At 65.2% G+C, this 16,349-nt stretch carries 2 protein-coding genes (1 of these 2 running past the window's edge); both read right to left on the reverse strand.

Annotated elements, in window-relative coordinates; genetic code table 11:
• Positions 1–3,800, reverse strand: partial view of an amino acid adenylation domain-containing protein gene (locus tag ACLH0I_RS20200; protein WP_411385212.1) — the beginning only. The gene continues 7,288 nt to the left of window position 1, outside the view; 3,800 of the gene's 11,088 nt are visible here — the first part of the coding sequence; it begins with the start codon at positions 3,798–3,800; its stop codon lies beyond the left edge, outside the window.
• Positions 3,801–16,349 carry a non-ribosomal peptide synthase/polyketide synthase gene (locus ACLH0I_RS20205; protein ID WP_411385213.1) on the reverse strand — a complete coding sequence of 4,183 codons (12,549 nt, stop codon included), beginning with the start codon at positions 16,347–16,349 and terminating at the stop codon, positions 3,801–3,803. It abuts the gene before it with no gap.

Raw genomic sequence — 16,349 nt, forward strand, 5'->3', positions numbered from 1 at the left:
AGGGACTCACCCTGGCGGCACGCCGCATAACCTTGCATCAGTTCCTGCACCAGCAATTGCATCGACCAGCCATCGGAGACGATGTGGTGCTGGGTCAGCACCAGCACATGCTCGTCGGCCGCCACCCGCAACAGGCCGACCCGCAGCAGCGGGCCGTTTTGCAGGTCGAAGGGCTGGGCGATCTGCTGGCGGACGAAGGCCTGGATCTGTTCATTGCCGCCGTCGAGTATCTGCGGGATGACCACCGGGTTCATCTGTGGGTGAATGACCTGGAACGCTCGCTCATCGACCTGGACGAAGGTGGTACGCAGGCTTTCGTGGCGCCGCACCAGGGCGGCGAAACTCTGTTGCAAAGCCTCCAGGTCCAGGTCGCCCTGAATCCGCAGCGCCGCCGGAATGTGGTACGCCGCGCTGTCGGGCTCCATCTGCCAGAGGAACCACTGGCGCTGCTGGGCGTAGGACAGCGGCAGCGGCGCCTGGTCCCGGGAAAGACGCGGGATGCTCGCCGGCCGTGCCACGTCGCCGTCTATCAGCGCCGCCACACAGGCCTCAAGGCTGGCGTTCTCGAACAACTGGCGCAGTTGCAGGTTCAGGCCGAGGGCCTGGTGAATGCGCGACACCATCTGCGTCGCCAGCAGCGAGTGGCCGCCCAACTCGAAGAAGCTATCGCTCAAGCCGACCCGCTCGACCTTGAGCACGTCTTGCCAGATCGCCGCGATCTGTTGTTCCAGCTCGCTTCGCGGCGCCACGTAGGCCTGCTGGACCTGGCTGGCGTCGGCGGTGGGCAAGGCCTTGCGGTCGAGCTTGCCGTTGGCGGTCAGCGGCCATTGTTCAAGGAACAACAGGTGCGTCGGCACCATGTAGTCCGGCAGCTCGGCCTTGAGCTGGGTCTTGATCTGCTCGCGTAGATCGGCTGGGGCTTCGGTGGCGTGGGCCGGGATCACGTAAGCCACCAGTTGCTGGCCGCTCGGCCCTTCCAGGGCCAACACCAACGCTTCGCGCACCGAAGCCAAGGCGTTCAGGCGCGCTTCGATCTCGCCCAGTTCGATGCGGAAACCGCGGATCTTCACTTGATGGTCGACACGACCGACGTACTCGATCACGCCGTCGCTGCGGTACTGCGCCAGGTCGCCGGTGCGGTACAAACGTGCGCCGCTTTCGCCGAACGGATCGGGGATGAACCGCAATGCGGTAAGGTCGCCACGATTCAGGTAGCCCCGGGCCAGGCCGGCGCGACCGACGTACAGTTCACCGATGCAACCTTTTGGCACCGGGTTCAAATCGCCGTCCAGCAGATACCAGGACAGGTCGGCAATCGGTTCGCCAATCGGGCTGCTGGCGTCCTGTTCCAGGTCCGCTATCGACAGCGGACGGTAGGTCACGTGCACGGTGGTTTCGGTGATGCCGTACATGTTGATCAGTTGCGGCGCGGCATCGCCGAAGCGCTCGAACCACGGGCGCAAGGACTTGACGTCCAGCGCCTCGCCGCCGAACACCACGTAGCGCAAGGCGTTGGCCCGGTCATCGGCGCAAGCTTCGTGCATCAGTTGCTTGAACGCCGACGGTGTCTGGTTGAGCACCGTCACCCCGGCGTCGCAGAGCAGTTCATGGAACTGCTGCGGTGAGCGGCTGATGTCATACGGCACGATCAACAACTCGCCACCGTGCAGCAGTGCGCCAAAGATTTCCCAGACCGAGAAGTCGAACGCGTAGGAATGGAACAGGCTCCAGACATCCTGCGCGCCGAAGTTGAACCAGGGCTCGGTGGCCTCGAACAGGCGCAGCACGTTGTAGTGCGGCAGCAAGGTGCCTTTTGGATTACCGGTGGAACCGGAGGTGTAGATCACGTAGGCGAGGTTCGCGGCGTCCATTGCCACCTGCGGATCGCTGTCGGCGAAAGCGCTGACTTCGGCGTCCAGCAGCAGCGTCTGCACGCCCTCCGGCACTGGCAACTGATCGACCTGGGCCGCTTGGGTCAGCAGCAATTGAATGCCGCTGTCCTGCATCATGTAGGCCAGACGATCCTGGGGATACGTCGGGTCCAGCGGCACGTAGGCGCCGCCGGCCTTGAGGATCGCCAGCAGGCCCACCAGCATGTCGAAGCCCCGCTCGGCGGCCAATCCCACCAGCACATCCGGGCCGACGCCGTGGGCGATCAACTGATGGGCGCGGCGGTTGGCCTGGGCGTTGAGTTCGCCGTAGGTCAGGGTTTGGGTGTTGAAACGCAACGCGATGGCGTCGGGACGCAAGCGCGCCTGCTCGGCGATGCGCTGATGCAGGCAGGCCGCGCCCGGGAAGCTGCGCGGGGCCGGGTTCCATTGGCCGATGTGCTGCTGTTGCTCGGTGGCGCTCAGCAGCGGCAGTTCACCCACACGTTGATGGGCATCGGCGACGATGCCGCGCAGCAGATTCAGCCAGTGCTCGGCCATGCGTTGCACGGTGCTGGCGTCGAACAGGTCGGTGGCGTAGCTCAGGGATGCGGCCAGTTCACCGTGGGTCTCGTGGGTGTCGAGGGTCAAGTCGAACTGGGCGGTGTGGGAACTCCAATCCAGGCTCTCGACCTCCAGCCCCGGCAATTGCAGGGCCTGGGCTGCGCCGTTGCTCTGGTGGTTGAACATCACCTGGAACAGCGGGCTATGGCTCGCCTGCCGCTGCGGTGCCAGTGCCTGCACCAATTGCTCGAACGGCAGGTCCTGATGGGCCTGCGCCCCCAGCGAGGCCTGCTTGACCTGCGCCAGCAATTGCTCGAAAGACAAGTCACCTCGCACCTGGGCATTGAGCACCTGGGTGTTGACGAAAAAGCCGATCAGGCCCTCGGTTTCCGGGCGATTGCGGTTGGCGACCGGCACGCCGACACGGATGTCCGACTGGCCGCTGTAACGGTGCAACAAGGCCTGGAACGAGGCCAGCAAGACCATGAACAACGTCGAGGCCTGGCGCTGGGCCAGTTGCTTCAGGCCCTGGGTCAGCGCGGCATCGACAGTCAGGTCCAGGCGTGCGCCGCGATGGCTCTGCACCGCCGGACGCGGGCGGTCCGTCGGCAACGGCAGGACTTCGCCGCCGTCACCCAGCCGTTCGGTCCAATAGGCCAGTTGCCGCTCCAGCTCGCCGGCCTCCATCCATTTGCGCTGCCAGATCGCATAGTCGGCGTATTGGATCGGCAAGGTCGCCAGGGTCGGCGCCTGACCGCTGCGGTGAGCGGCGTAGAGCTGGACCAGGTCGTTGACCATGATCCGCGCCGACGCACCGTCGCAGATGATGTGGTGCTGGGTCAGCACCAGCACATGATCGTCCGCGGCGAGTTGCAGCAGCTTGACCCGCAGCAGCGGCCCTTGTTGCAGGTCGAACAATCCAGCGATCTCGTCATCGATCAGGGCTTTGAGCACGGCGTCGTCCACTGGCCCCGATACCATCTGGGGCTCGATCGCCAGGCTCAAGCACGCCTGCACCACTTGTTGGGGCCCTTCCGGGCTGTCGACGAACACGGTGCGCAGCACGTCGTGACGGGCCAGCAAGGCGTCGAAACTGCGTTGCAGCGCCGGCAGTTCGAGAGCGCCGCGCAAGCGCAGCGCCGTGGGCACGTGATAGGCGGCGCTGTGGCGGTCCAGTTGCCAGAGGAACCACTGGCGCTCCTGGGCGTAGGACAGGTCGAGCGTCGCGAACTCGTCGCGCATCGCCGGGATCGGCAACGTCGCCAGGCTCATGTGCTTGCTGTGCAGCTTGTGCAGGAACGCTTGCCGTTGGGCGAGCGGTAAACGGATGAATCGCTGAACCAGAGACAGGTTATCGAGCTGAGTCATTCAAAGGGTCTCCAGGTCTGCCAGGAAATCATGCATCTCACTCAGGTCGTCGCTGGAGTGAGGGCTCAGGTGGGCCGCCAGTTGGGCGGCGTAGTCGGCCAGGGACGTGGTGCTGAACAGCAAGTCCAGGGGCACCGCGGCGCCTTGCTGCATTTGCAGGCGCGCCGTCGCTTGCGTCGCCAGCAGGGAATGCCCGCCCAGTTCAAAGAAGTTGTCGTCACGCCCTACCCGTTCGAGCTTGAGCACGTCTTGCCAGATATCAGCGATGCCCTGCTCCAGCGCGCCCTCGGGCGCCACGTAGGCTCGTAGCAGTTGCTGGGCGTCCGGCAGCGGCAAGGCCTTGCGGTCGAGCTTGCCGTTGGGGGTCAGCGGGAAGCGTTCGAGCAACAGCCAGTGCGCCGGCATCATGTAGTCGGGCAGTAAAGGCGCGAGCCGGGCCTTGAGGGCGTCGCGCAGAGCCGCCGGTTCCGCCGTTTCTGGATGCGCGGCGATCAGGTATGCCACCAACTGCAGGCCGCCCGGCCCTTGTTGCGGCACCACCACCGCTTCGCGGATCGACGCCTGGGCCAGCAGGCAGGCTTCGATTTCCCCCAGTTCGATGCGAAAGCCGCGGATCTTCACCTGGTGATCGACCCGGCCGATGTACTCGATCACGCCGTCGCCCCGCTGGCGCGCCAGGTCACCGGTGCGGTACACCCGCGCGCCGGTGCCGAACGGGTCCGGCAGGAAGCGCTCGGCGGTGAGCGCCGCACGGTCGTGGTAACCCCGGGCCAGGCCGTCGCCGCCAATCAACAGTTCGCCGATGAGCCCGACCGGGTTCGGCGCGAAGTGATCGCCGACGATATGCAGCGACGTGTTGGCAATCGGCCGGCCGAGGTACGGCAGGCGCTGCTCGGCGGTCAAGCGGTAGGCCGCCGACCAGATGGTGGTTTCGGTCGGGCCATACAGGTTCCAGACTTCGCCCGCGACATCCAGCAGCCGCTCGGCCAGGTCCTCGGCCAACGCCTCGCCACCGCACAGGCATTTGCGCCCGGCCAGCAAGGCGGACGCCGGGTGGTCGAGCAGCATGCGCCAGGTCGATGGCGTGGCCTGGACCACGCTGACGTGCTGCTGGTCGATGGTCTTGAGCAGCGCTTCTGGGTCGTGGGCGCTCTGCTTGTCCACCAGCACCACGCAGGCACCGCTCAACAGCGCGCCATAAAGTTCCAGGCCGAAGATGTCGAACGAGAACGTGGTCAGTGACAGCACCCGATCACTGGCGGCGATACCCGGTTCGCGGACCATGCTCGCGACGAAATTCACCAGCGCCCCATGCCGCACCATCACGCCCTTGGGTTTGCCAGTGGAACCCGAGGTGTAGATGGCGTAGGCCAAGTGCTCCGCATCCAGGCGCATCGCTGGCGCCTCGCCGGTATAACCGTCGAGCCAGCCGCCCTCCTGGTCCAACACCAATGTCTCAACCCCAACCCCTGTGGGAGCGAGCTTGCTCGCGATGAGGCCCTCACCTTCACCATCAATATTGACTGAACCACCGCCATCGCGAGCAAGCTCGCTCCCACAGGTCAGCGGTAGCTGGTTGAGTTGCGAACGTTGGGTCAACAGCAATTCGATGCCGCTGTCTTCGATCATGTGCGCCAGGCGGTCGGCCGGGTATTGCGGGTCGAGCGGCACATAGGCACCACCGGCCTTCAGGATGGCCAGCAAGGCGACAATCATCTCCACGCCACGCTCCAGGGCGACGCCGACCAATTGATCGGGCCCCACGCCTTGCTCGATCAAGCGATGGGCCAGGCGGTTGGCCCGGACGTTGAGTTCGGCGTAGCTCAGCGCCTGTTCAGCGAACACCAGCGCGGTGGCATCCGGCGTTCGGCGGGCCTGGGCCTCGAACAGGCGATGGACGCAATGCTCATCCGGATAAGCGGCGGCGGTGGCGTTCCAGCCTTGCACCTGCTGGTGGGTTTCACCGCTGTCGAGCAAGCTCAGTTCCCCCAGGGGCCGTTGCGTGCCGTCGGTCATTTGCAGCAGCAAGCGCCGCAGATGCACGCCGATCTGCTCGACCGAGGCCGGGGCGAAACTGGCGCACTGGTAGCTGAACTGCACCGCCAGCTCGGCACCGAGGCTGACCAGCAGGGTCAGCGGGTAATTGGTCTGTTCCAGGTTGTCCACGGCACCGAAACGCAAGCCGTCAGGCGCACCGTGCTCCAGGGCTTCGGAAATCGGGTAGTTCTCGAACACCAGGATGTTGTCGAACAACGCTTCGCCGCCCAGGCCGGCCCAGCGCTGGATATCGAACAACGCCGTATGCTCGAACTCGCGCAAGGCCAGGTTCTGCGCCTGGACGCTGTGCAGCCAGTCGCCCAGCGCCTGTTCGGGACGCGGGCTGGCGATGACCGGCAAGGTGTTGATGAACAGGCCGATCTGCCCCTCGACGCCCACCAGGTCCGCCGGCCGCCCCGCCACCGTCGCGCCGAACGCCACGCTGGCTTTGCCGGTGTAGCGCTGCAAGAGCAACAGCCAGGCCGCTTGCACCAGGGTATTGACGGTCACTTTGGATTCGCGGGCGAATTCGGCCAGGCGTTGGGTCTGCTGCGCATCCAGTTGCACATGATGATGACCGTACAGGTTCGCCGAGACGTCCTGGGCCGGGCGCGCAAACACCTGGGCCAGGCGCACCGGTTCATCCAGCGTGCGCAATTGTTGCGTCCAGAACCCTTCGCCGAGGCTCGCGTCCTGGCGTTGCAGCCAGGCGATGTAGTCGCGATAACGGCCAGCCAGGCGGGCCACGCTGTCGCCGCGGTAGTGCTGCAACACTTCGCCGAACAACTGCGCGCTGCTCCAGCCATCCATCAGGATGTGATGGTTGGTGTAGATCAGGTGATGCCGATCAGTCGCCGTGCGCACCAGCACCAGGCGCATCAGCGGCGCCTGGGTCAGGTCCACGCCTTGGGCGCGCTCTTCATCGGCGAGGGTTTGCAAGGCACCCTCAATCTCCGTCCGCCCGTTCCAGTCGAGCACACGAAACGGCACCTCGACCTGACGCTGGACGATTTGCACCGGCTGCTCCAGGTCGCCCTGCCAGAAGAACCCGGTACGCAGGATGTCATGGGCATCGACCACCGCTTGCCAGGCGGCGCGAAAACGCTGCGGATCGAGACCGTCGACGTCGAGGCGCATCTGGTTGATGTAGTCGCCGCTGCCCTGCCCAAGCAAGGAATGAAACAGCATGCCTTGCTGCATCGGCGACAACGGGTAGAGGTCGTCGATGGCCTGGGGGACTGGGACCAGCGTGTCCAGTTGCGCCTGGGTCAGCCGCGCCAACGGGAAATCCGACGGCGTCACGCCCCGGCGGTGACTGTCGCAGCAATGGGCGATGAGCGCCGTGAGCTCTTGCAGGTAGTCATCCGCCAGGCGCTGGATGGTCGCGGTATTGAACAGCTCGCCGCTGAAGGTCCAGCTCAAGTCCAGCTCGCCGCCGAAGACTTTGCCGTCCAGCGCCAGCGGACTGCCCAGCGGGCCCTGCATGTTCAGCTCTTCACCGCCATGCTCGTCGGTGGGCACGAACAAGGCGTCGTCAGCCGCGGCGAAACTGCCGTCGAACTGGCCGAGGTAGTTGAACGTCAGTTGCGGTTTCGGCAAGGCTTGCAGGGTTTGACGTGCGGCATCATCGCCCAGGTGCGCCAAGGCCCCGAAGCCAATGCCCTTGTTGGGGATGGCCCGCAGTTGTTCCTTGATCTGTTTGAGCGAAGCGCCAAGGTCATCCGCTACCGGCGTCAATCGGGCCGGGAACAGGCTGGTGAACCAGCCGACCGTGCGGGTCAGGTCGATGTGCTCGAACAGCTCTTCACGGCCATGGCCTTCAAGTTGCAGCAGCACACTGTCAGCGCCGGTCCAGCGCACCATCACCCGCGCCAGGGCGGTGAGCAGCAGGTCATTGACCTGGGTGCGATAGGCCGCCGGCGCCTCCTGCAACAGTTGTCGAGTGAGGGTCTTGTCCAGTGAAGAGCGAATGGTCAAGGCTTGGCGATGCTGCCGTCCGCCCTGGGGGTTGTCCCATGGCAACGCCGTGGAGGTGCCTTGCAATTGCTGCTGCCAGAAGCCCATCTCGGCCTGCAGGGCTGCGCTGCTGGCGTAGCCCTGCAACGCTTCGGTCCAGGCCTTGATCGCGCTGGTCTTGGCTGGCAGTTGCACGATTATTCCTACAAGCACCTGCCGATAAGCCGTTTGCAGGTCTTCGACGAGGATCCGCCAGGACACCCCGTCGATCACTAGGTGATGCACGATCAGCAACAGACGCTGGGTGCCATCGGCGAGGTTCGCCAGCACCGCACGGATCAGCGTGCCGCCGTCCAGTTGCAGGCTGCGCTGGGCCTGGTCGCCCAAGGCTTGCAGTGCGACAAGATCGACGACTTCGGCGTGCCAGACAATGCCGTCAGCAACCCCGTCACGGTAGCGCGCCGTCCAGCCGTCAGCCTGCTCGGTGAAGGCCAGGCGCAGGCTGTCGTGGTGCACCACCAGCGCACCCAAGGCCCGCTCCAATGCCTGGGGATCGAGTGCCTCGGTCGGCTTGAGCATCACCGACTGGTTCCAGTGATGACGGTCGGGAATCGGCTGGGCGAAGAACCATTGATGAATCGGCAGCAGTGCGGTTTCGCCGGTCGCGGGTTGCTGGTCGATCAATTGCAGCGGCGCGCCCGTCTGTGCCACGGCGGCCAGCGCCTCGATGGTCTGGTGCTGGAACAGGTCCTTCGGCGTGAAGTGGATACCGACCAGCCGCGCGCGACTGACCACCTGGATCGAGACGATGGAATCGCCGCCCAGTTCGAAGAAGTTGTCCCCCAGGCCCACGCGTTCAAGTTTGAGCACGTCCTGCCAGATCGACACCAGTTGCTGCTCCAGCGCGCTGCGCGGGGCCACGTAGGATTGCTGCAACTGACTGACGTCGGGCTTGGGCAGGTTCTTGCGGTCGAGCTTGCCATTGGGGGTCAGCGGTAGGCGGTCGAGCAGCAGCAGATAGGCCGGGACCATGTGTGCCGGCAGGGTCGCCTTGAGTTGGTCACGCAAGTGCTCGGCGAAATCCTTTTGCACAGTTTCATTGGCAACCACATAGGCCACCAGGCGCTTGCCGCTGCCAGCAGCCCCTTCCTGTGCCACGACCACCGCTTCGCGCACCCCATCGAGGGCTTGCAGGCTGGCTTCGACTTCACCCAGTTCAATGCGGAAGCCGCGGATCTTCACCTGGTTGTCGATGCGGTCCAGGTAATCGAAAGTGCCATCGGCGCGTTGGCGCACCAGGTCGCCGGTGCGGTAGAGCAAGCCGCCGCCCGTGCTGAACGGGTCGGCAACAAAGCGCTCGGCCGTCAGGCCCGGACGGTTCAGGTAACCCCGCGCCAGGCCGGTGCCGCCCAGGTACAGCTCACCCGCCATGCCTTGGGGCAGCAGGTTCAAGTCGGCGTCGAGCACGTAGGCGCTGCGGTCACCGATGCGGCTGCCGATGGGCGCATACGCGGCGCCACACGCCACCTCGCGGCCAGCCTTCCAGATCAGCGGGGTGACCACGGTTTCGGTAGGGCCGTAGCCGTTGATGATGAAGTCCGGATCGAGGGCACGCTTGACCCGTTCGAAGCTGGCATTGGGCACCGCATCGCCGCCAAAGCAGTAGATGCGCACCTTCGGCGGGTTGCCTTCGCGTTCGGCGTGTTCGGCCAGTTGCTGCAGGTACACCGGCGGGAACGCCACCACGGTCACGCCGTGCTCGCCCATCGCGCTATAAGTCTGTTCCGGGGTCCACAGGCTGTCGTCGCGAATCAGCAGCGAGGCGCCGTGGGTCAGGCTGGTGAGCCAGCGCTCGTGGGCACCGTCGAAGGCGAAGGACATGAAATGGAATTCGCAATCACTGTCGCGCATCTCGTAGCGCTCGCCGATGGCCTGGCAGTGCATCGCCAGCGGACCGTGGGCCACGCTCACGCCTTTGGGGTTGCCGGTGGAGCCGGAGGTGTAGATCACGTAGGCGAGGTTCTGCGGATCGACGCTGACCGAAGGTGCATCCGCCGATTGCAGGCTCACGTCCAGGCGATCGAGCTCCAGCACCTGGTCGGCACCCTCCAGCGGCAACTGCGCCGACACCCGGGAGTCGGTGAGCAACAGCGCCAGCCCGGAATCCTCGATCAGGTACGTCAGGCGTTCCCGTGGGTAGCTGGTGTCCAGCGGCACATAGGCGCCGCCGGCCTTGAGCACCGCCAGCAGCGCGACGATCACCCCTTCGCTGCGCGGCAGGGCCACGCCAACGCGGGTTTCCGGCCCCACGCCCAGTTCGATGAGCTTGTGGGCCAGGCGGTTGGCGCGACGGTCGATGTCGCCATAGCTGAAACGCTGGCCGTCGAAGATCACTGCCGTGGCGTGGGGCTTGTGCGCCGCCAGATCGGCAATGCGTTGATGTACGGGGATGTCGGTCGGGTACGGCTGCGGATGATTGGCGGCCTGTTGCCGGGCCTGTTCCTCGGCGCTGACCAGGGCGATTTGTCCAAGATGGCGCACGGGGGATTCGGCGAAGCGCTGCAACAGCTGCAACAGATGCGCGCCGATGCCTTCGATGGCCGCTTGGCTGAAATGCGCCCGGTCGAAACTGTAATGCAGCGCTAAGGTCTGGCCGAGCGTCACGGCCACACTCAATGGGTAATGGGTTTGCTCCAGGTGGCTGACGTCGCCAAACACCGCGCCCTGTCCGGCACCTTCTGCCAGGGCCTGGGCAATCGGGTAGTTCTCGAAGACCAGGATGTTGTCGAACAGCGCCTCGCCGCCCTGCCCGGCCCAGCGCTGGATATCCGCCAACGGTGTGTGCTCGAACTCCCGCAGGCTGAGGTTCTGCGCCTGCACGGCTTGCAGCCAGGCACCGACCGTTTGGTCCGGACGCGGCGCGGCGATCACCGGCAAGGTGTTGATGAACAGGCCGACCTGTTGCTCGATGCCCGGCAGATCCGCCGGACGCCCGGCCACGGTGGCACCAAAGGCGACGCTGTCATGACCGGTGTAGCGTTGCAGCAGCAACAGCCACGCCGCTTGCACCAAGGTGTTGAGGGTGACTTTCTGTTGGCGGGCGAACTGTTCCAGGGCCTGGGTACGGGTCGCGTCCAGGGTCTGGAAGTGATCGCCATGGCCGCTGTGGATTTCACTGGCAGACATGACGCGCGCCAATCGGGTTGGTTCTTGCAGGGTGGCCAACTGGCCGGTCCAGAACGTCTCGCCCAGTTGCGCGTCCTGGCGTTGCAGCCAGGCGATGTAGTCGCGATAACGCCCGACATTGGCCTTGGGCAAGCGACCGCTGTAGCGCTGCAATACTTCACCGAGCAGTTGAGCGTTGCTCCAGCCGTCCATCAGGATGTGGTGATGGGTGTAGATCAGGTGCCAGCCCTCGGCCTCGGTCTGCACCAGCACCAGGCGCAGCAACGGCGCCTGGGCCAGGTCGAAACCCGCGCGGCGCTCGGCGTCGGCACGCTCATTCAGGGCCTCGGCGAGGTGATCGCGTCCGCGCCAATCGAGGAGCGTGAATGGCAATTCGACCTGGCGACGGACGATCTGCAACGGCTGCTCGAGGTCGCCCTGCCAGACAAAGCCGCTGCGCAAGCTATCGTGAGCATCGAGGGTGGCCTGCCAGGCCTCGGCAAAGCGCTGAGCATCGATGCCTTGGACGTTCACCCGCAACTGGTTGATGTATTCCCCCGCTGCCTGCTCGTACAAGGTGTGGAACAGCAAGCCCTGCTGCATCGGTGACAACGGATAGAGATCGTCGAGCTGCCCGGCGGCCACCGGCAGGCTGTCGAGTTGCGCCTGGCTGATGCGCGCCAGGGGGAAGTCCGAGGGCGTGGCCTGGGGCGCTTCCAGCGCGCAGCAATGTTCGATCAACGCCCTCAGTTCGGCGAGGTAGTCAGCGGCCAGGGCCTCGATGGTCTGCTGCTTGAACATCCGCTCGCTGAAACCCCAGTTCAGGGACAGCTCGCCGCCGTAGACCTGGCCTTCCACCGTCAACCAGTTTGCCAGCGGCGCCCGGGCATGCTGCGCCGCGCCACTGCCTTCGCTGGACGGCACGAACAGCGCGCCGTCATCGAACTGCCGGTCGAACTGGCCCAGGTAGTTGAAGGTGATGCGCGGCACCGGCAAGGCCGCCAGTTCGGCACGCACATCAGGTTCGCCCCAATAGCGCAGCACGCCGTAGCCCAGGCCCTTGTCCGGCACGGCGCGCAGTTGTTCCTTGATGGCCTTGACCGATGCACTCAACGCCGGCGCCGGGCTGAGGCTGATCGGGAACAGGCTGGTGAACCAACCGACGGTGCGGGTCAGGTCAACGCCCTCGAACAGCTCTTCACGGCCATGGCCTTCGAGCTGGATCAGCGTGCTGTCCTGGCCGGTCCAACGGCACACCGTAAGGGCCAGGGCCGTCAGCAGCAGGTCATTGACCTGGGTGCGGTAGGCCTTGGGCGCCTGTTGCAGCAGTTGGCGGGTCTGTTCGGCGTCCAGCCGCACTTGCACCTTGCGCTCGTCACGGACCTCCAGCAGCCGCTCGGGGTAGTCGCACGGCAAGCCGTTGCCGGCCGGTGCATGACCCTGGGCGCGCCAGTAATCGAGACTGCCCATGAAGCCATCGAGATGCCCGTGCAGTTGCTCGGCCCATTGTCCATAAGCGCTGGTCTTGGCCGGTACCTGGATCGGCTGGCCGGCCCGCAATTGGCGGTAGAACTGTTGCAGATCGTCCAGCAGCACGCGCCAGGAAACACCGTCTACCACCAAGTGATGGATCGCCAGCAACAAGCGCTGGCTGCCATCGGCCATGTCCACCAGCAAGGCCCGCAGCAGCGGTCCGTCTTCCAGGTCGAGGCTGCGCTGGGCGTCATCGCACAGGGCGTTGAGCTGCTCGACCGACGTCGCCGAGCGCTGCCACAACAGGCTGGCCGTCGACGGCTCGGCATAGGCTTGCTGCCAGTGGCCGTTCACTTGGGTAAAGCGCAGGCGCAGGCTGTCATGGTGCTCAGCCAGACGGGCCAGGGCCGACGCCAATGCCACGGCGTCGAGGTGTTCGCCAGGCACCAGCAACAGCGACTGGTTCCAGTGCTGGCGCTCGGGGATGTCACGCTCGAAGAACCACTGCTGCACCGGCGTCAACGGCACCGCGCCGCGCGCCAAGCCCTGATCGATCGTATGACTGTCGCCCTGGCGCGCGACCAGCGCCAGGCTGCGCAGGGTCTGGTGCTGGAACAGCGCCTTGGGATTGAGCATGATCCCGGCCTGCCGCGCCCGGCTGACCACTTGCATGGAGACGATGGAATCGCCGCCCAGTTCGAAGAAGTTGTCTTCCAGGCCGATGCTGTCGAGGTTCAGCACGTCCTGCCAGATCGCCGCCAGGGCTTTTTCCATCGGGCTATGGGGCGCGACGAATTCACGTTGCTGCTCACTGCCATCGATGGCCGGCAACGCCTTGCGGTCGAGTTTGCCGTTGGGGGTCAGCGGCAGTTCTGCGAGGAACACCAGGTAGGCCGGGACCATGTAGTCCGGCAGGTGTTCACGCAAAGCAGCCTTGAGGGTTTCGCGCAACCGTACCTGGGCATCGGCCTCCCTCAGCACCGCGGCCTCGCTCGGGACGATGAAGGCCACCAGTTGTTGGCCATGCTCGCCGTCCTGGGCCAGCACCGCCAGTTCGCGCACCTGGGGTTGTTGCAGCAGGCGCGCCTCGATTTCCCCCAGTTCGATACGGAAGCCGCGGACCTTGACCTGATGATCGATACGGCCAACGTACTGCAAGGCGCCGTCGGCCTGGTAACGGGTCAGGTCACCGGTGCGGTACAAGCGTTCGCCGTGGGTGGAGAACGGGTTGGGCACATACTTTTCAGCGGTCATCGCGGCCTGGCCGAGGTAACCCCGGGTGATGCCCGCGCCGCTCAGGTACAACTCCGCCGAAACGCCTTGGGGCACCGGTTGCAGGTCAGCGTCGAGCAGGTAGCTGGCGGTGTGCTTGAGGGGCCGGCCGATGTTCGCCGTGCCGCCGGCGGTGCGGCGGGTCCAGGTGGAATAGGTGGTGTCTTCCGAGGGGCCATAAAGATCGTACACATGCTCAACGCCACCCAACTGTGGGAGCGAGCTTGCTCGCGATGGCGCTCTGTCAGTTGACCCATCAGTGATTGGCACACCGCTATCGCGAGCAAGCTCGCTCCCACAGTACAGGGCGTCTACCAAACTTTGTTTCAAGGGCTCACCGGCCAGGTTGATGATCCGCACACTGGCCGGGATCTCACCGCCGCGCTGCAACGCGGCAATCGCCGAGGGCACGGTGTTGATCAGGCGCACCTGGTCCCGGGCCGGCAGTTGCGGCAACTCCAGGGCATTGCGGGCGATGATCAGCGAGCCACCGTTGGCCAGGGTCACGAACAGTTCCCATACCGACAAATCGAAGCACACCGACGTGGAGGCGAGTACGCCCTGGATGTCGTCGCGGCTGTAGACCGATCGGGACCAGTCGATCAGCGCCAGCACGTTGCGATGGGCAATCGCCACGCCCTTGGGCTGGCCGGTGGAACCGGAGGTGTAGATCACGTACGCGAGGTTGTCTGGCGTGACTTGAGTGGTCGGCGCGCTGAGTGAGTACTGCCCCAACTCGATCCGATCCAGCATCAGCACGGCGGTTTCGGCCGGCACGCTGAGCGTCGCCGCCACCGCCTGTTCTGTCAGCAAGACCCGGGCGCGACTGTCGTCAAGCATGTAGGCCACGCGCTCGGCCGGGTAGTCCGGGTCCAGCGGCACGTAGGCGCCACCGGCCTTGAGCACTGCCAGCAAGGCGATCAGCAGGTGTTCGGAGCGCGGCATCGCCACGCCGACACGGACTTCCGGGCCCACGCCCAGCTCGATGAGCTTGTGGGCCAGCCGATTGGCGCGGCCGTCGAGTTCACTGTAGGTCAGGCGCGTGTTGGCGAAGGTGACGGCCAAGGCATCCGGCGTGGCCTCGGCCTGGCGGGTGATCATCTGGTGGATGCACAGCGCCTGGTCGAACGGCGCGTCCACCGGGTTCCAATCATGGATCAGGCGCTGATATTCATCGGCTTCCAGCAGCGGCAACTCGCCGACGAGCGCGCGATTGTCGTCGACCATGCCTTGCAGCAGCCGCGTCCAGTGCCGGGCCATGCGCTCGACCGTCGCGGCGTCGAACAGATCGTTGGCGTAGGTCAGTGCCGCATGCAGCTTGCCGGCCTTTTCCCAGGTGTCGAGGGTCAAGTCGAATTGCGTGGTGCGGCCCTGCCATTCCAACATCGACAACTCCAGCCCCGAAGCCGTGCGGATACTGGCGATGTCGGCCACTTGCGGCTGGTGGTTATACATCACTTGGAACAGCGGGGTATGGCTGAGGCTGCGTTCCAGTTTCAGGGCTTCCACCAACCGTTCGAAGGGCAAGTCCTGATGGGCCTGGGCGCCGAGGGCGGCTTCCTTGACCGTGCGCAGCAACTCATCGACCCGGGTCTGGCCGCCGAGCTCGGTACGCAACACCTGGGTGTTGACGAAAAAGCCGATCAGCCCTTCGGTTTCGGCGCGATTGCGGTTGGCGATGGGCACACCAACGCGGATATCGGTGTGGCCGGTGTAGCGATGCAGCAGCACGTTGAACGCGCCGAGCAGGAGCATGAACAGGGTGACGCCATGCTGCTGGGCGGTGGTGCGCAGTTGCTCGGCCAGTGCCGGCTCCACGGCGAATTCAAAGCGCGTGCCGCGATAGCTGGGCATCGCCGGGCGCGGGTGATCGATAGGCAGTTCCAGCACGGGATGCTCATCGCCCAGTTGCGCCTGCCAATAGTCGAGTTGACGCGCCTGCTCGCCGGCTTCCAGCCAGCGGCGCTGCCACAAGGCATAGTCGCTGTACTGGATCGGCAAGTCGGCCAGTTGTGGTTCCACCCCCGCCTCATGGGCGTCATAGCAGCGAATGAATTCGTCGATCAGCACGTTCATCGACCAGCCGTCTGAGACGATGTGGTGCAAGGTCAGCAGCAGCACGTGCTCTTGATCATCGAGCTTGAGCAGTTCGACCCGCAGCAACGGGCCGCTGGACAGGTCGAAGGGCTGCAGCGATTGGGCTTCGGCGGCCTGGCGCACCGCCTGCTCGCGCTCGGCAACCGGCAAGGCGCTGAAGTCCTTGCGGCCTATCACCAGTGCGGCGCTGGAGGGCACTTGCAGGAGGCTGTCGTCGGCCTGGCGCTGGAACACCGTGCGCAGGGTTTCATGACGGGCCACCAGGCTGGCGAAGGCTTGCTCCAGCGCCGACAGGCTCAACGCGCCCTTGAGCCGCACCGCTCCCGGCAGGTTGTAGGCGCCGCTGCCCGGCTCCAGTTGCCAGAGAAACCACATGCGCTGCTGGGCATAGGACAACGCCTGGCGATCCTCGGCCTCGACGCCTTGGGGAATGGGGAAACCGCTGAACTCCACGCCCTCCTTGGCCAACGCGGCCAGGAACATCCGGCGCTTTTCCAGGGGCAACCCGATAAACCGGCGAGCAAGTTTCAAGGCGTCTTCAGCATTCAT

The organism is Pseudomonas sp. MPB03 (genome assembly GCF_046605385.1).
Classification (GTDB): domain Bacteria; phylum Pseudomonadota; class Gammaproteobacteria; order Pseudomonadales; family Pseudomonadaceae; genus Aquipseudomonas; species Aquipseudomonas zanjanensis.